At 59.5% G+C, this 18546-nt stretch carries 16 protein-coding genes; 1 reads left to right on the top strand and 15 read right to left on the bottom strand.

Going from position 1 to position 18546, the window contains the following annotated elements; translation table 11 throughout:
* Window positions 1-96: 96 nt before the first annotated feature.
* From AAEZ05_RS25865 to AAEZ05_RS25895, 7 genes are all read right to left on the bottom strand, one after another.
* The gene (locus AAEZ05_RS25865) at window positions 97-954 is read right to left on the bottom strand and encodes a peptidoglycan DD-metalloendopeptidase family protein (protein WP_350600703.1); all 858 of its coding nucleotides are present in this window, start codon (window positions 952-954) and stop codon (window positions 97-99) included.
* Between the two features lie 199 nt (window positions 955-1153).
* Window positions 1154-1789 carry a protein-L-isoaspartate(D-aspartate) O-methyltransferase gene (locus AAEZ05_RS25870; RefSeq protein ID WP_177328563.1) on the bottom strand — a complete coding sequence of 212 codons (636 nt, stop codon included), beginning with the start codon at window positions 1787-1789 and terminating at the stop codon, window positions 1154-1156.
* A gap of 41 nt (window positions 1790-1830) precedes the next feature.
* Window positions 1831-2580 carry a 5'/3'-nucleotidase SurE gene (gene surE / locus AAEZ05_RS25875; protein ID WP_045060149.1) on the bottom strand — a complete coding sequence of 250 codons (750 nt, stop codon included), beginning with the start codon at window positions 2578-2580 and terminating at the stop codon, window positions 1831-1833.
* Window positions 2568-3626 (bottom strand): tRNA pseudouridine(13) synthase TruD, encoded by a 1059-nt coding sequence (truD, locus tag AAEZ05_RS25880; protein ID WP_045060148.1) that lies wholly within the window; start codon window positions 3624-3626, stop codon window positions 2568-2570. Before truD ends, surE begins: the two co-directional genes overlap by 13 nt.
* The gene (ispF, locus tag AAEZ05_RS25885; protein ID WP_045060147.1) at window positions 3623-4096 is read right to left on the bottom strand and encodes a 2-C-methyl-D-erythritol 2,4-cyclodiphosphate synthase; all 474 of its coding nucleotides are present in this window, start codon (window positions 4094-4096) and stop codon (window positions 3623-3625) included. The genes truD and ispF overlap by 4 nt, the downstream gene beginning before the upstream one ends.
* A 54-nt stretch (window positions 4097-4150) precedes the next feature.
* Window positions 4151-4996 (bottom strand): S-formylglutathione hydrolase, encoded by an 846-nt coding sequence (gene fghA / locus AAEZ05_RS25890; protein WP_350600700.1) that lies wholly within the window; start codon window positions 4994-4996, stop codon window positions 4151-4153.
* Between the two features lie 8 nt (window positions 4997-5004).
* Window positions 5005-6117, bottom strand: a complete 1113-nt coding sequence (locus AAEZ05_RS25895; RefSeq protein ID WP_045060145.1) for an S-(hydroxymethyl)glutathione dehydrogenase/class III alcohol dehydrogenase — start codon at window positions 6115-6117, stop codon at window positions 5005-5007.
* Window positions 6118-6226: 109 nt separating this feature from the next.
* Here AAEZ05_RS25895 and AAEZ05_RS25900 point away from each other — a divergent pair, with 109 nt between their 5' ends.
* Complete coding sequence (locus AAEZ05_RS25900; RefSeq protein WP_045060144.1) at window positions 6227-7123, top strand: LysR family transcriptional regulator; 897 nt, start codon at window positions 6227-6229, stop codon at window positions 7121-7123.
* Window positions 7124-7134: 11 nt separating this feature from the next.
* Here AAEZ05_RS25900 and ispD read toward each other — a convergent pair whose 3' ends face one another.
* From ispD to dnaE, 8 genes are all read right to left on the bottom strand, one after another.
* Complete coding sequence (gene ispD, locus AAEZ05_RS25905; protein WP_350649449.1) at window positions 7135-7845, bottom strand: 2-C-methyl-D-erythritol 4-phosphate cytidylyltransferase; 711 nt, start codon at window positions 7843-7845, stop codon at window positions 7135-7137.
* Entirely contained in the window at window positions 7842-8120 is a 279-nt protein-coding gene (gene ftsB / locus AAEZ05_RS25910) for a cell division protein FtsB (protein ID WP_008028992.1), read from the bottom strand. Before ftsB ends, ispD begins: the two co-directional genes overlap by 4 nt.
* Window positions 8121-8289: 169 nt before the next feature.
* Complete coding sequence (gene eno / locus AAEZ05_RS25915) at window positions 8290-9579, bottom strand: phosphopyruvate hydratase (RefSeq protein WP_045060142.1); 1290 nt, start codon at window positions 9577-9579, stop codon at window positions 8290-8292.
* 156 nt (window positions 9580-9735) lie between these two features.
* Window positions 9736-10581, bottom strand: a complete 846-nt coding sequence (kdsA, locus tag AAEZ05_RS25920; RefSeq protein ID WP_016985082.1) for a 3-deoxy-8-phosphooctulonate synthase — start codon at window positions 10579-10581, stop codon at window positions 9736-9738.
* Window positions 10582-10586: 5 nt separating this feature from the next.
* Window positions 10587-12218 (bottom strand): CTP synthase, encoded by a 1632-nt coding sequence (gene pyrG / locus AAEZ05_RS25925; RefSeq protein WP_028622541.1) that lies wholly within the window; start codon window positions 12216-12218, stop codon window positions 10587-10589.
* Between the two features lie 274 nt (window positions 12219-12492).
* Window positions 12493-13821 (bottom strand): tRNA lysidine(34) synthetase TilS, encoded by a 1329-nt coding sequence (gene tilS, locus AAEZ05_RS25930; protein WP_045060141.1) that lies wholly within the window; start codon window positions 13819-13821, stop codon window positions 12493-12495.
* A 100-nt stretch (window positions 13822-13921) separates the two neighbouring features.
* Window positions 13922-14869, bottom strand: a complete 948-nt coding sequence (locus AAEZ05_RS25935; protein ID WP_045060140.1) for an acetyl-CoA carboxylase carboxyltransferase subunit alpha — start codon at window positions 14867-14869, stop codon at window positions 13922-13924.
* 150 nt (window positions 14870-15019) lie between these two features.
* Window positions 15020-18541 (bottom strand): DNA polymerase III subunit alpha, encoded by a 3522-nt coding sequence (gene dnaE / locus AAEZ05_RS25940; RefSeq protein WP_045060139.1) that lies wholly within the window; start codon window positions 18539-18541, stop codon window positions 15020-15022.
* Between the last annotated feature and the right edge of the window lie 5 nt (window positions 18542-18546).

Genomic DNA, 18546 nt, shown 5'->3' on the forward strand with positions numbered 1-18546 from the left:
CCTTTGGTGAGTTCGACCTCAAGCTCAAGCGACGCCTTTATCCTTGGCAACGCTGGAGCCTGTTCCCTCTACGTGACGGAACAGGCTGGTAACAAATCAACGACGTGGCAGGAACTGCAGCGGATCTACAGGTTTACCTTGGCGGCGAATCTCAAAATGCAATTTCACCCGGTCTGTACCCGTTGACCCCATTTCGGCAATTGTCTGTCCGACCTTGACCTGCTGCCCCTCCCGAACCAACAGCCTGCGGTTATGTCCGTAGGCACTGACGTAGGTATCGCTGTGTTTGATGATGACTAATTCGCCGTAGCCCCTTAAGCCACTCCCGGCGTATACCACCGTCCCATCAGACGCAGCTAAAACAGGCTGTCCCAAATCTCCGGCGATATCAATTCCTTTATTCAAACTCCCGTTTGAAGAGAATTTTCCAATAAGAATGCCATTAGATGGCCATCCCCAGCCGGTCGGGGCTGGGCCTGCCGGAGGCAGTGGAGCGGCTGCCGGCTTGTTCGCGACGGACGGTACAACCACTGCAGTCGTTGGCCCAGAGCCATTTACCGGACGCTTGAAAACCGTCGTTTTACTCGACGATGAAGGCGTTGAATTCGAAGAACTGGAAACTGTTGAAGCCGTTGAACCGGTGCGCCCATCGAAGCGAATCGTCTGACCCGGATGGATGGTGTATGGCGCCGGAATGTTGTTGCGCGCAGCCAGGGCCTTGTAGTCCCAGCCGTAGCGGAAGGCGATGGAGAACAGGGTGTCCTTGGGTCGCACGACGTACTGGCCCGTCGTTACTGCCGGCCGTTGAGCCACGGCGTTGTTGCGATCGACGACGCGTACGTCGCTCGATTTGTTGCTGGAGCATCCGACCAGCAAGGTGCTCAAGACAAGGCCAGTCACCAGGCGCTGAAAGCTCGTGATACCGATTCGCTGCGCAATGACTTTGAGACTCACCCGCCGCTCCCTTTGTGGTGGCTGAAAATTTGAATTGCCAAGTATCGGCAGGAAATGACGCAAGTATAACGGGCCGTGCCGGCTTTACCTTAGTGAACTACCGCACACGTTTGCTCACTGACGATGAATCTGTTTAACCCGATGTTGCCGCTGTAAGACATGAGCAATCGAATAGAATTCAGCGCGTTTAAACAAATGCTCAGGCCAGCGGCCCGTTCAACAACGGCACGAACCGGACCGCACCCAGTACATGCCTGGAAAAACCCTGTTCTTCGCGGACGATCAGCATCAATTGCTGGACCTCCCCCGAGCCGACCGGGATCACCAGGCGTCCACCCGGCGCCAACTGGTCGAGCAACGCCTGGGGTACATCTGTCGCGACCGCCGTGACAATTATTCCGTTGTAGGGCGCCAGCGCCGGCCAGCCTTCCCAGCCGTCCCCCCAGCGAAACACCACGTTGCGCAGGTTCAATTCGACCAGGCGCTCCTTGGCCCGGTCCTGCAGGACCTTGATGCGTTCCACCGAGAACACTCGCTCGACCAGCTGCGCCAGCACCGCCGTCTGATAACCCGAACCCGTGCCAATCTCGAGGACCTTGTCCAGCGGCCCCGCTTCCAGCAGAAGCTCGCTCATGCGCGCGACCATGTAAGGCTGGGAGATGGTCTGGTTATGGCCGATCGGCAACGCCGTGTCTTCATAAGCGCGGTGTGCCAGTGCTTCATCGACAAACAGATGACGCGGTGTACGGCGAATCACCTCCAGCACCTTGGCGTTGGAGAGGCCCTCGTCATACAGACGCTGGATCAGGCGCTCGCGGGTACGCTGGGAAGTCATGCCGATGCCGCGCCGCAGAATGTCGTCGTGCTCACGAGCCATTAGCGCAGGCCCTCCAGCCAGCCATCAAGATTTCTGAAGGCGTCATTGAAGGTTCGGTCCAGTTGCAGTGGAGTGATCGACACATAGCCTTGCACCACTGCGTGGAAATCCGTACCCGGGCCACCGTCTTCGGCGTCCCCGGCAGCTGCAATCCAGTAACCGGACTTGCCACGCGGGTCGACCACTTTCAGCGGTGCCGCAGCCCGGGCGCGATGGCCGAGGCGGGTCAGCTGAATGCCGCGAATGTGATCCAGGGGCAAATTCGGAATGTTCACGTTCAGCACCGTGCGCGGGGGCAGGTCGAGGTCAGCGTGGGCTTCTACCAGTTTGCGCGCAAAGTAAGCCGCTGTGGCAAGGTTCTCCGTCTGCCGTGAGACCAGGGAGAACGCGAAGGAAGGACGCTCCAGGAAACGTCCTTCGAGAGCCGCAGCAACCGTTCCGGAATACAGCACGTCGTCCCCAAGATTGGCGCCCAGGTTGATCCCCGAAACCACCATGTCCGGCTGGCGCTCCAGCAGGCCGTTGAGGCCCAGGTGCACGCAATCGGTAGGCGTGCCGTTGAGGCTGATAAAACCATTGGCCAGGGTTTGCGGGTGCAACGGACGGTCGAGCGTCAGCGAGCTGCTGGCGCCGCTTTTGTCCTGGTCGGGGGCGATAACCACGCACTCGGTGTAATCGGCCAGCGCAGCATAAAGCGCGGCGAGTCCGGGCGCAGTTACCCCATCGTCGTTAGAAATCAGAATACGCATGGGCTGTCCGTCTGCCCCACCGGCACCAGATCGACAAGTTCGCGCACCAATACAGTGGCGAAGCATCCAGCCGGCAGGACGAATTCCAGTTGCAGAATGTCAGGCTCGGGATAATGCCACGTCAACCCACCAATGGGCAGTCGCAGGATGCGACGTTCGTGGCTCATTCCGGCGTTAACCAGCCAATCGCGCAAGTCTGCTTCGCGAGTGGCGATTGCCTGCTCCAGTTCATGGACAACCCCAGCGGCCGGTGAGTCACCTTCACCCCACTGCGGACCTGTGGGATGCAGGTCAAGAATCGCCAGGCGCGGGTCGCTGCATTCAGCTTCGCCAGCCGGAAAGAAGCTGCGGCTGTCAGTGAAAGCCAGCAGGTCGCCGACCTGGGCACGCTGCCAGGTGCCGTCGGCCACTCGCGCCGCCAATACCTGGTTGAACAGGAAACTGCGGGCGGTTGAGAGCAGGCGCGAGCGCACGTTGCGCTGCTCCGGCAAAGCCTTGCGCGCAGCCCAGGCACGGGCATCGACCACGTTGCCGCCGTCGAAGCCGAAACGCTGGGTACCAAAATAATTGGGGACACCTTGTTTGCCGATCAACTGCAGCCGCTGTTCGATCGCCGCCTTGTCGCCAGCGAACTGGGTCAGGCGCAAGGTGAAGCCATTGGCCGAATGAGCACCGCGTTGCAGCTTGCGTTTGTGGCGACCGGTCTTGAGGATTTTCAACGTGTCGTTTTCGGCTGCCGACAAGTCGGGATCGGCCTTGCCCGGCAATTGCACGCTGAACCATTGGCGAGTCAGCGCCTGACGGTCCTTGAGCCCCGCGTAACTGACGGTGCGTAACGAAACGCCCGCAGCCTTGGCGATTCGCCGTGCCGCTTCCTCGGTGTTCAGGCCGCGCTTCTCGACCCAGATCCATAAATGTTCACCCTCGCCACTGAGGGGGATGTCGAGCACTTCATCGACCTGAAAATCTTCGGCAGTGGCTTTGAGTACCGCAGTGCCAAGCGCCTCACCATAGGCCCGCGGGCCAAGCAGTTGCAGTTCGTTCATGCGCGCAACAACAAGGCAACGGAATGCACGGCGATACCCTCTTCGCGTCCGACAAAGCCCAGCTTTTCGGTAGTGGTGGCTTTTACGTTCACCTGGTCCGGCTCAACTTGAAGATCGGCGGCGATAAGCGCGCGCATCGATTCGATATGCGGGGCCATTTTCGGTGCCTGGGCAACGATGGTGTTGTCGACGTTGCCGACTTTCCACCCCTTGGCGTGGATCAGGCCGACGACGTGACGCAACAGCACACGGCTGTCCGCGCCCTTGAATGTAGGGTCAGTGTCGGGAAAGTGCTTGCCGATATCGCCCAGCGCAGCAGCGCCAAGCAAGGCATCGCTCAAGGCGTGCAGCAGGACGTCACCGTCGGAGTGAGCGAGCAGCCCGAAGCCGTGTGCAATACGCACGCCGCCCAGAGTAATGAAATCGCCTTCAGCGAAACGGTGCACATCATAGCCGTGGCCAATACGCATAAAAAAAACGCCCCGAATTTTGTCAGGGCGTGATTCTACCTGCTTTGCAGGATATTAGGCGTTTAGAGCACGCCCGTGATGCTGCAAGTGGTCGTCAATGAAACTGGCGATGAAGAAATAGCTGTGGTCGTAGCCCGGTTGCAAACGCAACGTCAGCGGATGACCAGCCAGTTTGGCCGCCTGCTGCAGGGCTTCAGGCTTGAGTTGGGTGGCGAGGAAGTCGTCGCGATCACCTTGGTCAACCAGCAGTGGCAGCTTTTCGTCAGCCTCGGCAATCAGTGCACAGGCATCCCACTCGCGCCACTTTGACCGATCCTCTCCCAGGTAACGGGAGAAGGCTTTTTGGCCCCATGCACAATCCATCGGATTGTTGATCGGTGAAAACGCCGACACCGATTGATAGCGGCCCGGGTTGCGCAACGCGCAAACCAGCGCACCGTGGCCGCCCATGGAGTGACCGCTGATGCCGCGTTTGTCCGACGCCGGGAAATGCGCCTCGACCAACGCCGGCAGTTCCTTCACCACATAGTCATGCATCCGGTAATGCCGTGACCAGGGTGCCTGGGTAGCATTCAGATAAAAACCCGCACCCAGGCCAAAATCCCAGGCGCCGTCCGGATCGGCCGGCACATCGGGACCGCGAGGGCTGGTGTCCGGGGCGACGATGATCAACCCCAGTTCCGCGGCCATGCGCATGGCACCGGCCTTTTGCATGAAGTTCTCATCGGTGCAGGTCAGGCCGGACAGCCAGTACAGCACGGGCAGCTTGCCGCCCTGCTCCGCTTGCGGCGGCAGGTACACGGCGAACACCATGTCGCATCCGAGCTCATCGGAACGATGCCGGTAGCGTTTGTGCCAGCCGCCGAAGCTTTTCTGGCAGGAGATATTTTCCAGGCTCATGAGCCACCTCAGAAATGGATGACGCTACGGATGCTCTTGCCTTCGTGCATCAGGTCGAAAGCCTTGTTGATATCTTCCAGGCCCATGGTGTGGGTGATGAAAGTATCCAGCGGGATTTCACCGGTTTCAGCCATTTCGACGTAGCTTGGCAACTCGGTACGACCACGCACCCCACCGAACGCCGACCCGCGCCAGACTCGACCGGTCACCAGCTGGAATGGACGGGTGGCGATTTCCTGGCCTGCACCGGCGACGCCGATGATCACCGACTCGCCCCAGCCCTTGTGGCAGCACTCAAGCGCGGCGCGCATCAGTTGCACGTTGCCGATGCATTCGAAGGAAAAGTCGACGCCTCCATCGGTCATGTCGACGATGACTTCCTGGATCGGACGGTCAAAGTCTTTCGGATTGACGCAGTCGGTGGCGCCCAGCTGCTTGGCGATTTCAAACTTGGCCGGGTTGATATCGATGGCAATGATCCGGCCGGCCTTGGCTTTGACCGCACCGATGATCGCAGACAGACCGATCCCGCCGAGGCCGAAGATAGCCACGGTATCACCTGGTTTTACCTTGGCGGTGTTGAGCACGGCACCAATGCCGGTGGTGACCCCGCAACCCAGCAGGCAGACTTTCTCCAGAGGTGCTTCCTTGGCGATCTTGGCGACGGAGATTTCCGGCAGCACGGTGTACTCGGAAAAAGTCGAAGTCCCCATGTAGTGGAAAATTTCCTGCCCCTTGTAGGAAAAGCGCGTGGTGCCGTCAGGCATCAGGCCTTTGCCCTGGGTGGCGCGAATGGCCTGGCACAGGTTGGTCTTGCCCGACAGGCAGAACTTGCACTGGCGGCATTCCGGGGTATACAGCGGAATCACATGATCGCCGACAGCGACCGACGTCACGCCTTCGCCGATGGCTTCAACTACTGCGCCACCTTCGTGTCCCAGGATCGATGGAAAGATGCCTTCCGGGTCTGCACCGGACAGCGTGTAGGCATCGGTATGACAAACCCCGGAGGCCACTACGCGCAGCAGGACTTCACCGGCCTTGGGCATGGCGACGTCGACTTCAACGATCTCAAGAGGTTTCCTGGCCTCGAAGGCAACGGCGGCGCGTGACTTGATCATGGGGATAGATACTCCAGTGAATAAACGAGACAAGGAGTGTAATACATCGACTTACGGTGAATAATCAGGACAAAAGCAAAACATTATTGCTGCACAGGGATAATCACACATGTCCGAAAATCGCTGGGAAGGCATTGACGAGTTTGTGGCCGTAGCGGAATGCAGTCAGTTCACAGCGGCCGCGGAACGCCTTGGCGTTTCTTCGTCGCACGTCAGCCGACAAATCGTTCGCCTCGAAGAGCGTCTGCAGACCCGCCTGCTATACCGCAGCACCCGGCGGGTAACGTTGACTGAAGCCGGGCAGACATTCCTGCAACATTGCCAGCGCCTGCAGGATGGGCGCGAAGAAGCACTGCGTGCAGTCGGCGACCTGACCAGCGAACCCAAGGGCATGCTGCGCATGACGTGCGCGGTGGCCTACGGCGAACGGTTTATCGTGCCACTGGTGACACGATTCATGGCGCTCTACCCGCAACTGCGCATTGATATCGAACTGAGCAACCGCCAACTCGATTTGGTGCATGAAGGCCTCGACCTGGCCATTCGTCTTGGCCGTCTACAGGATTCGCGGCTGGTCGCGGCACGCCTGGCGCCACGGCGCATGTACCTGTGCGCCTCCCCGTCCTACGTGGAACGCTACGGTCGCCCACACAGCCTGTCTGAATTAAGCCGGCATAATTGCCTGATCGGCAGTTCCGACCTGTGGCAACTGGAGCAGAACGGACGGGAGTTTGCCCAGCGGGTGCAGGGCAACTGGCGCTGCAACAGTGGGCAAGCGGTGCTGGACGCGGCGTTACAGGGGGTCGGGTTGTGTCAGCTGCCGGATTATTACGTGCTGGAGCATTTGAAAAACGGCGAGCTGATTTCCCTGCTGGATGCGCATCAGCCGCCGAACACGGCGGTGTGGGCGCTGTACCCGCAGCAGCGGCATCTGTCGCCGAAGGTGCGCAAGCTGGTGGACTATCTGAAGGAGGGCTTGGCCAAGCGGCCGGAGTATCGGGTTTGAGGGCTTGAAGATCAAAAGCGCCGGTGAGCCCAACGCTGACGCAACCATTCCAAATCTTCGGGGCGCGTAACCTTTAGGTTGTCGGAGCGACCTTCAATCAGACGCGGCGCTAACCCCGCCCACTCCATCGCCGACGCTTCGTCAGTGATAACCGCATCGGCCACCAGGCTGTCAGCCAGCGCACGATGCAGTGCACCCAGGCGAAACATCTGCGGCGTATACGCCTGCCAGATCACACTGCGATCTACGGTTTCAACCACACGCCCCTGCTTGTCGACCCGTTTCAACGTATCGCGCGCCGGGACCGCCAGCAGACCACCTACCGGATCATCCGCCAGTTCGCCTAGCAGCTTGTCGAGGTCGTAGCGGCTCAGGTTGGGCCGCGCAGCATCGTGGACCAGCACCCAATCTTCCTCGTTCGCACCCAGCGCATGCAAATGCAACAAGGCATTCAACACTGAGCCAGAACGTTCGGCACCGCCCTCGACTCGCTGAATGCGCGCATCGCTCGCGCATTCAAGGTTGGGCCAAAAGGGATCATCAACAGCAAGACTGACCACCAACCCCTTAAGGCCAGGATGGTCAAGGAAACAGCCAAGGCTGTGTTCAAGAATAGTGCGCCCGCCCAGTTGCAAGTATTGCTTGGGACGGTCCGCGGCCATACGGGCACCGACGCCCGCGGCAGGAATCACGGCCCAGAAGGCCGGTACCGAGGAATTCATTGAGCCAACTGGTAAAGGGTTTCACCGTCCTTGACCATGCCCAACTCATGGCGAGCCCGCTCTTCAACGGTCTCCATGCCTTTTTTCAACTCACTGACTTCTGCGTCCATGACCCGATTGCGTTCCAGCAAGCCTTCGTTCTCAGCGTGCTGATCGGCGATCTGCTGAGTCAGCTCGGCCACTTGCGCCAGGCTGCCATTACCCACCCAAAGGCGGTACTGCAGGCCAGCCAGCAACAGGAGCAAGACGAGAAACAACCAATTGGGACTGCGCATCGAATATCGGGTTTCCAGTGAAAAAGGCAGCCATGCCAAAACTTGAAGCATCTGATAGCACGAAGCCTGGAAGACCCAGGCTTGTGCTGATAAGGCATCAGATTAGTGGCAAATCCATCGCCGTTGCGATTTTTTCACCACAATCCGCTGACTTTACATCAGTAGATGATCAACCGCGGAATTCGCTGCGACCGTTGTACTTGGCCTTGCCGTTCAACTGCTCTTCGATACGCAGCAGTTGGTTGTACTTGGATACCCGATCCGAACGGCACAGGGAGCCGGTCTTGATCTGGCCCGCTGCAGTGCCCACGGCCAGGTCGGCAATGGTCGAATCTTCGGTTTCGCCGGAGCGGTGCGAGATCACGGCAGTGTAACCAGCGGCCTTGGCCATCTGGATGGCTTCCAGGGTTTCGGTCAGGGTGCCGATCTGGTTGAACTTGATCAGGATAGAGTTGGCAATCTTCTTATCGATGCCTTCTTTCAGGATCTTGGTGTTGGTCACGAACAGGTCGTCACCTACCAGCTGGGTCTTCTCGCCGATTTTGTCGGTGAGGATTTTCCAGCCAGCCCAGTCGGACTCGTCCAGGCCGTCTTCGATCGAGATGATCGGGTAACGCTCGGTCAGGCCCTTGAGGTAGTCGGCAAAACCTTCGGCGGTGAACACCTGGCCTTCGCCGGACAGGTTGTACTTGCCATCTTCGTAGAACTCGCTGGCGGCGCAGTCCAGAGCCAGGGTCACGTCGGTGCCCAACGTGTAACCGGCGTTGGCCACGGCCTCGGAGATCACTTTCAAAGCGTCTTCGTTGGAAGCCAGGTTCGGTGCGAAACCACCTTCGTCACCCACTGCAGTGCTCAGGCCACGGGCCTTCAGGACAGCTTTGAGGTGATGGAAGATCTCGGTGCCCATGCGCAGGCCTTCCGAGAAAGACTTGGCGCCGACCGGCTGAACCATGAATTCCTGGATGTCGACGTTGTTATCCGCGTGCTCGCCGCCGTTGATGATGTTCATCATCGGAACCGGCATGGAGTAAACACCCGGGGTACCGTTCAGGTTGGCGATGTGAGCGTACAGCGGCAGGTCCTGGTCCTGTGCGGCGGCCTTGGCGGCTGCCAGGGAAACAGCGAGGATCGCGTTGGCGCCCAGGGAGCCTTTGTTTTCAGTGCCATCAAGCTTGATCATCGCGTGATCCAGCGCTTTCTGGTCGCTTGGGTCTGTACCTTTCAACAGGTCACGGATCGGACCGTTGATGTTGGCGACGGCTTTCAGAACGCCTTTGCCCAGGTAACGGCTCTTGTCGCCATCACGCAGCTCGAGCGCTTCGCGCGAGCCAGTGGAAGCACCGGACGGCGCGCACGCGCTACCGATGATGCCGTTATCGAGAAGCACATCCGCTTCCACGGTGGGATTGCCACGGGAGTCGAGAACTTCACGACCTTTGATGTCGACGATTTTTGCCATTGTTGTAAACACTCCAAAGTTGACGAAAACGACGCAGCTAGAGGAAATCTTTTACCGTCGGCAAGTGGTGTACAGCGGGCAGACTTGCGGACGATAAGGCTCAGGCCCGAGGGCCTGAGCAACAAATCGTGCGGTACTTTACCGGAGAAATGAGGATTACGCGGTTTCTACCGTCGGAAAACTCTTCACCAGTTCGTCCAAAGCTTTGAGCTGGGCCAGGAATGGCTCCAGTTTGTCCAGGCGCAAGGCGCAAGGGCCGTCGCACTTGGCGTTGTCCGGGTCCGGGTGAGCTTCGAGGAACAGACCCGCCAGCGACTGGCTCATGCCCGCCTTGGCCAAATCCAGAACCTGTGCACGGCGGCCGCCGGCGGAATCGGCACGACCACCGGGCATTTGCAACGCGTGGGTCACGTCGAAAAATACCGGGTATTCGAACTGCTTCATGATGCCGAAGCCGAGCATGTCGACCACGAGGTTGTTGTAGCCGAAGCTCGAACCACGCTCGCAGAGGATCAGTTGATCGTTACCTGCTTCCACGCACTTGTTCAGGATGTGTTTCATTTCCTGAGGCGCGAGAAACTGGGCTTTCTTGATGTTGATCACTGCATTGGTCTTGGCCATCGCGACGACCAGATCGGTCTGGCGCGACAGGAAGGCCGGCAGCTGAATGATGTCGCAGACTTCAGCGACGACCGCAGCCTGATCAGGCTCATGGACGTCGGTGATGATCGGCACGCCAAAGGCTTGCTTGATGTCCTGGAAGATGCGCATGCCCTCTTCCAGGCCCGGGCCACGGTAAGAGGTCACAGAAGACCGGTTGGCCTTGTCGAAGCTGGCCTTGAACACGTAAGGGATACCGAGTTTCTCGGTGACCTTTACGTATTCTTCGCAGACCTGCATCGCCATGTCGCGGCTTTCCAGCACGTTCATGCCACCGAACAGCACCATTGGCTTGTCGTTGGCAATCTCGATATCGCCTACGCGGATGATCTTCTGCGCCATCAGGTTTACGCCTTCTTCTGGTGTTGAGCCAAAGCAGCTTTGACAAAACCGCTGAACAACGGGTGACCGTCGCGCGGCGTCGAGGTGAACTCAGGGTGGAACTGGCAGGCGACGAACCATGGATGATCCGGAGCTTCGACCACTTCGACCAACGCGCCATCACCGGAGCGACCGGAGATTTTCAGACCGGCTTCCATGATTTGCGGCAGCAGGTTGTTGTTCACTTCGTAGCGATGACGGTGACGCTCTACGATCACGTCCTTGGCATAGCAATCATGCACCAGGGAACCCGGCTCAAGCAGGCAATCCTGCGCACCAAGACGCATGGTGCCGCCCAGGTCGGAGGTTTCGGTACGGGTTTCGACGGCGCCGGTGGCATCTTCCCACTCGGTGATCAGACCCACGACCGGGTGGCCGCTGGCACGATCGAACTCGGTGGAGTTGGCATCTTTCCAGCCCAGCACGTTACGAGCGAACTCGATCACGGCCACTTGCATGCCCAGGCAGATACCCAGGTACGGAACCTTGTTTTCGCGAGCGAATTGAACGGCAGTAATCTTGCCTTCCACGCCCCGCAGGCCGAAGCCGCCAGGTACGAGGATCGCATCGACGCCTTCCAGCAGCGCAGTCCCCTGGTTCTCGATGTCTTCGGAATCGATGTAGCGCAGGTTGACCTTGGTGCGGTTACTGATGCCGGCGTGACTCATCGCTTCGATCAGCGACTTGTAGGCGTCCAGCAGTTCCATGTACTTGCCGACCATGGCGATGGTGACTTCATGCTCAGGGTTGAGCTTGGCGTCGACCACGGCTTCCCACTCGGACAGGTCGGCACCGCCACATTGCAGGCCGAAACGCTCGACGACAAAATCATCCAGGCCTTGCGAATGCAGGATGCCCGGAATCTTGTAGATGGTGTCGGCGTCTTCCAGCGCGATCACCGCACGTTCTTCAACGTTGGTGAACTGGGCGATCTTGCGACGCGACGAGATGTCGATCGGGTGATCGGAGCGGCATACCAGCACGTCTGGCTGCAGGCCGATGGAGCGCAGCTCCTTGACCGAATGCTGGGTTGGCTTGGTCTTGGTCTCGCCAGCAGTGGCGATGTACGGCACCAGCGTCAGGTGCATCAGCATCGCGCGCTTGGCGCCGACTTCGAAACGCAATTGACGGATGGCTTCGAGGAACGGTTGCGACTCGATGTCACCCACGGTGCCACCGATCTCGACCATGGCCACGTCGGCATCGCCGGCGCCCTTGATGATGCGGCGCTTGATTTCGTCGGTGATGTGCGGGATCACCTGGATGGTTGCACCCAGGTAGTCACCACGACGCTCTTTGCGCAGCACGTGCTCGTAGACACGGCCGGTGGTGAAGTTGTTGTTCTGGGTCATGGTCGTGCGGATGAACCGCTCGTAGTGGCCCAGGTCCAGGTCGGTCTCGGCGCCGTCGTGGGTGACGAACACTTCACCGTGCTGGAACGGGCTCATGGTGCCCGGGTCGACGTTGATGTACGGGTCCAGCTTCAGCATGGTGACCTTAAGTCCCCGCGCCTCCAGGATCGCCGCCAGTGAAGCCGATGCAATGCCTTTCCCCAATGAAGAAACAACACCGCCCGTGACGAATATGTAGCGCGTCATGAAAAACCCTAGAAGTCTGCGTTAAAGCGGTCCGAGCCGCCGGGGAAAGCGAAGGAAGGCCGAAGCCCCCGATCACCTGCATTAATCACAGTGCACCTTTCAAAAAAACCGCCGCGTTGGGACAGACCGGTAGATGAAACACCGGTAGGTTGCTCGCTACACATTTTTTGGAATCGCCCAGCAAAGACTGCTTGGTAATCGGCAACTCCTGCGATTCAGGCGAATCCACAGAAGTTGTATCAAGAAGGGAGCGTAGTCTACCGGAAAGCCCCTTTCAGCTCAAACCTTGATCTTCGCTTAGTGGAGCCCAATGCAAATGCCAGCCGTCCCGCGCGCAGCCACTCAAGTCCCGCAAGTTGGCCACCCCAAGCAATTGCTCGCCTCGGTAGAGCAGCGGCAATCTGCCACGCACAAACCCCGGGACATGCCTTTCGTTGAGCAGGCGCTTGAGATCGCGATGACCTCGGTCGGCCACAGCCATGACCTCACCCCCCTGACGATAGCGGATTTGCAACGGACCATCGGGAATCCGACCGTTGAAATTAAGCACGCCGTTATCCGGCAGCACCAGTGGCTGGGAGGGATCATTCCAGGCCACGGCGTCGGTTGCCGGACGTAGCCAGCTGCCGGCCAACCACCAGATCCGCCCGCCCGTGCGATGTAATTCGCCCTGGGCCAGGCGCCAGATCGGCCGGGCATCGGGGGCGGCATCGCGCAGGTTCTCCCAACCCGACCAATGGTCGCTGTCGGGCAGCTGGGTGAGTGCCGCAAGCCAGCCACTCAGCGCATTGCGCTGGCGCGCGGCGGAAAGTCCCGCAAGCGCTGCCAACTCCAGCGAGGGCACGCCCAACCAGTCGAAAACACTGACCGTGCGGGCGCTGGCCAGATCCATGTGCGCCAGCTCATCAAGCAAGTCCTGCGCTTCCCGCAGGTGTGCCGCGCTGCGGGCCATGGTGGTCACTGCTTGCGGCCAGCGCTCGATCATGACCGGCAAAACCTGATGACGCAGGTAGTTGCGCGAGAACTGCCGGTCCTGGTTCGAAGGGTCATCGATCCAGCGCAACTGATGCTCCGCCGCGTAGAACTCAAGCTCGCTGCGAGTGACATCGAGCAACGGACGCAACAGATGGCCGCGCCCCAGGGTTCGCTGTGAAGGCATTCCCGCCAGGCCGCGCACCCCGGCCCCGCGGATCAACCGAAACAACAGGGTTTCGGCCTGATCGTCGCGGTGCTGGGCAGTCAGCAGTAACTCGTCGGCCCCAGTCGCCGCCACGAACGCCCCATAGCGAGCTTCCCGGGCGGCGCGCTCAAGGCTGGCGCCGGGTTCCACCTGCACCCGAACGACCTGTAGGGGCACACCCAGCTCGTTGCAGACTGACCGGCAATGCTGCGGCCACGCGTCAGCCGCAGCCTGGAGGCCGTGATGGACATGGATGGCGCTCAGCGCCGGCAGGGAGTGATTTTTTGCAAGATGGGCGAGCAGGTGCAGCAGGACGGTGGAGTCGAGGCCGCCGGAGAAGGCGATGTGCCAACGAGCGGCATTGCGCCAGGGCGTAAGGTGCAGGAGCAACCTTGCAGGCAGATCAGTCATGGGCTGACTCATATCGTTCAAATCCTGTAGGAGCTGCCGAAGGCTGCGATCTTTTGATGTTGCTTTCAAAAGATCGCAGCCTTCGGCAGCTCCTACAGGGGTATTGCGTGATTTAGAGACCGTAGCTCATCAGACGCTCGTAACGACGAGCCAGCAGCGCTTCGCTATCGAACTTCTTCAACATCGCCAGTTGCGAGCTCAGCTCTGCACGGATGGACGCGGCCGCTGTGGCCGGGTCGCGGTGAGCGCCGCCCAGAGGCTCGCCGATTACCTTGTCGACGATACCCAAGCCTTTGAGGCGCTCGGCGGTGATGCCCATGGCTTCAGCAGCATCCGGTGCCTTTTCGGCAGTTTTCCACAGGATCGACGCGCAGCCTTCCGGCGAAATCACTGCATAAGTCGAATACTGCAGCATGTTCAACTGATCGCAAACACCGATCGCCAGTGCACCACCGGAACCACCTTCACCGATCACGGTGGCGATGATTGGGGTTTTCAGGCGTGCCATGACTCGCAGGTTCCAGGCAATCGCTTCGCTCTGGTTGCGCTCTTCAGCATCGATGCCCGGGTAAGCGCCCGGCGTATCGATGAACGTCAGGATTGGCATCTTGAAGCGTTCAGCCATTTCCATCAGGCGGCACGCCTTGCGGTAGCCCTCAGGGCGCGGCATGCCGAAGTTGCGGCGAACCTTCTCGCGCACTTCACGGCCTTTCTGGTGACCGATGATCATCACCGGCTGGTCGTCCAGACGGGCAATGCCGCCCACGATGGCAGCGTCGTCGGAAAAGTGACGGTCGCCGTGCAGTTCATCGAACTCGGTGAAGATGTGCTCGATGTAATCGAGGGTGTATGGACGTTTCGGGTGACGCGCCAGACGTGCAATCTGCCAGCTGGTCAGCTTGCCGAAGATGTCCTCGGTCAAGGTGCTGCTCTTGTCCTGAAGGCGGGAGATCTCATCGCCGATATTCAGCGAATTGTCATTACCGACCAAGCGCAACTCTTCGATCTTGGCTTGAAGGTCGGCGATCGGCTGTTCGAAATCTAGAAAATTCGGGTTCATAGGCGTCCGTCTTGGGTCGACGTCCAAGTGAGCTTGGGCCGGCCGGTTGTCTATTCGCGCCCTACCATAAGGGACAGGCGCGTTCAGGTCGAGATTAAAAATTGGGTCGAGATCAGGGCTGCTCTCTTCTGCAAGAGCGGCACCTGGCCGTCAACGGTATTGGAGGAAGACGTTGTCTCGCCCGAACTGGTCACGCAAGGCTTGAATCAACGCATCCGCCGGGTCGATTCGCCAGGTCTCGCCAAACTGCAGCAAGGCCTTGGCATCGGGGCTCGTGTATTCCATGGTAATAGGACACGCGCCGCGATGGCGCTTGAACAATTCACCCAGCCAGCGTAGCTGATCGCCCTTCAAGTCCTTGGTCTGCAACTTCAGGCGCAGGCTTTCGGCCAGGTTGGTGCGCGCATCTTCCATGCTCATCACCCGCTTGACCCGCAGGCGCAGGCCGCCGGAAAAATCATCGTTGCTGACCTCGCCTTCGACCACCACCATCGCGTCGGTCTGCAACAACGATTGCGCGGAATGGAACGCCTCGGCAAACAATGAGGCTTCAATGCGGCCGGAGCGGTCGTCCAGGGTAATGAACCCCATCTTGTCGCCCTTTTTGTTCTTCATCACCCGCAGCGCGATGATCATGCCGGCCACGGTCTGGGTATCGCGTGCCGGCTTCAGGTCAATGATGCGCTGGCGGGCAAAACGGCGGATCTCGCCTTCGTATTCGTCGATCGGGTGGCCGGTGAGGTACAGGCCCAAGGTATCTTTCTCGCCCTTGAGGCGTTCCTTGAGGGTCAGTTCCTTGGCCTTGCGATGGTTGGCGTAAACATCCGCATCCTCTTCGACGAACAGGCCACCAAACAGGTCGGCGTGGCCACTGTCGTGGGTGCGCGCGGTCTGTTCCGCCGCCTTGATAGCCCCTTCCATAGCATTGAGCAACACGGCACGATTCTGGTCGATGCTCGCTTGATAGGCTTTGGGCTCGTCGTGGAAATACGGTCCCAGGCGATCCAGCGCACCGCTGCGGATCAAACCGTCCAGGGTACGTTTGTTGATGCGCTTGAGATCGACCCGGGCGCAGAAATCGAACAGGTCCTTGAACGGCCCATCCTGGCGTGCCTCGGTGATGGCTTCCACCGGCCCCTCACCCACGCCCTTGATCGCACCAAGGCCGTAAATAATCCGGCCTTCTTCGTTCACCGTGAACTTGAACTCCGAAGTATTCACATCCGGCGCGTCGAGACGCAGCTTCATGGTGCGAATTTCTTCGATCAAGGTCACGACCTTGTCGGTGTTGTGCATGTCCGCCGACAGTACCGCAGCCATGAACGGCGCCGGGTAATGTGTCTTCAGCCATGCGGTCTGGTACGACACAAGGCCATAGGCTGCGGAGTGAGACTTGTTGAAGCCGTAACCGGCGAACTTCTCCACCAGGTCGAAGATGTTACCCGCCAGGTCGGCATCGATATTGTTGGTCGCGCAACCTTCGATGAAACCGCCGCGCTGCTTGGCCATTTCCTCGGGTTTTTTCTTGCCCATGGCGCGCCGGAGCATGTCCGCCCCGCCCAAAGTGTAACCAGCCATGACCTGGGCAATCTGCATCACCTGTTCCTGATACAGGATGATGCCGTAAGTCGGTGCCAGTACCGGCTTGAGGCCCTCGTACTGGTAGTCCGAGTGCGGGTACGCCAGTTCCGCGCGACCGTGCTTGCGGTTGATAAAGTCGTCAACCATGCCTGACTGCAACGGCCCCGGACGGAACAGGGCCACCAGTGCGATCAAGTCTTCGAGGCAGTCGGGCTTGAGCTTCTTGATCAGCTCCTTCATGCCGCGCGACTCAAGCTGGAACACCGCTGTGGTTTCGGCTTTTTGCAGCAACTGGTAGGTCGGTTTGTCATCCAGCGGAATGAAGGCGATGTCCAGGGGCGCTTCATCGACCTTGGCACGGTCGCGGTTGATGGTTTTCAGCGCCCAGTCGATGACCGTCAGGGTCCGTAGCCCCAGGAAGTCGAACTTCACCAGGCCAGCGGCCTCGACGTCGTCCTTGTCGAACTGGGTTACCAGGCCATCGCCGGCTTCGTCGCAATAAATGGGCGAGAAGTCAGTGAGCTTGGTCGGGGCGATAACCACACCACCGGCGTGCTTGCCGACGTTACGCACCACGCCTTCAAGCTTGCGCGCCATCTCCCAGATTTCTGCGGCTTCTTCATCGACCTTGATGAAGTCGCGCAGGATTTCTTCCTGTTCGTAGGCTTTTTCCAGGGTCATGCCGACTTCGAACGGGATCATCTTCGACAGACGATCCGCCAGGCCGTAGGACTTGCCCTGCACCCGCGCCACGTCCCGGACCACAGCCTTGGCGGCCATGGAGCCGAAGGTGATGATCTGGCTTACCGCGTTACGTCCGTACTTCTCGGCCACGTACTCGATGACCCGGTCACGACCGTCCATGCAGAAGTCGACGTCGAAGTCGGGCATGGATACCCGTTCCGGGTTGAGGAAACGTTCGAACAGCAGGTCGTATTCCAGAGGATCAAGGTCGGTGATCTTCTGCACATAGGCCACCAGCGAGCCGGCACCCGAGCCCCGGCCAGGGCCTACCGGCACACCGTTGCTCTTGGCCCACTGGATGAAGTCCATCACGATCAGGAAGTAACCGGGGAAACCCATCTGGATGATGATATCCAGTTCGAAATTCAACCGGTCGACATACACCTGGCGCTTGGCTTCGTAGTCCTCGGTGGTATCCCTGGGCAGCAGGACGGTGAGGCGGTCTTCCAGGCCGTCAAAGGACACCTTGCGGAAATATTCGTCGATGGTCATGCCATCGGGAATCGGGAAGTTGGGCAGGAAGTGCTTGCCCAGCTTCACTTCGATGTTGCAACGCCGGGCGATCTCGACGGTGTTTTCCAGCGCTTCGGGGATGTCGCTGAACAGCTCGGCCATTTCCTCGGCACTTTTGAGGTACTGCTGGTCGCTGTAGTTTTTCGAGCGCCGGGGATCGTCGAGGGCCCGGCCCTCACCGATACAGACCCGGGTTTCGTGGGCGGCAAAATCTTCCTGCTTGATGAACCGCACATCGTTGGTCGCCACCAGCGGTGCACCGATTTTCTCGGCCAGGGCGACGGCACCGTGCAGTTGCTCTTCGTCGTTGGGACGGTTGGTGCGCTGGATTTCCAGATAGAAGCGGTCCGGGAACACCGCCATCCATTCCCGTGCCAGGGTTTCCGCTTCCGCCGGATTGCCACTGAGCATGGCCAGGCCGATTTCGCCTTCCTTGGCCGCCGACAACATGATCAGGCCTTCGCTGGCCTCGGCCACCCACTCGCGCTCGATGATGATCGAACCATTGCGCTGGCCGTCGATGAAGCCCCGGGAGATCAGTTCAGTCAGGTTGCGATAACCCACGGCGTTCATCGCCAGCAGGCTGATCCTGCTCAAGGCATTGTCCGGGTCCTTGTTGGACAGCCACAGGTCGGCGCCGCAGATCGGCTTGATGCCTGCGCCCATGGCTGCTTTATAGAATTTGACCAGAGAGCACATGTTGTTCTGGTCGGTGACCGCCACGGCAGGCATGTTCATGCCGACCAGGGTCTTGACCAGCGGTTTGATCCGCACCAGACCGTCGACCAGGGAGTATTCAGTGTGCAGGCGTAGATGAACGAATGAAGCCGGCATGGTGA

The organism is Pseudomonas sp. HY13-MNA-CIBAN-0226, from assembly GCF_040310305.1.
Lineage (GTDB): Bacteria > Pseudomonadota > Gammaproteobacteria > Pseudomonadales > Pseudomonadaceae > Aquipseudomonas > Aquipseudomonas gregormendelii.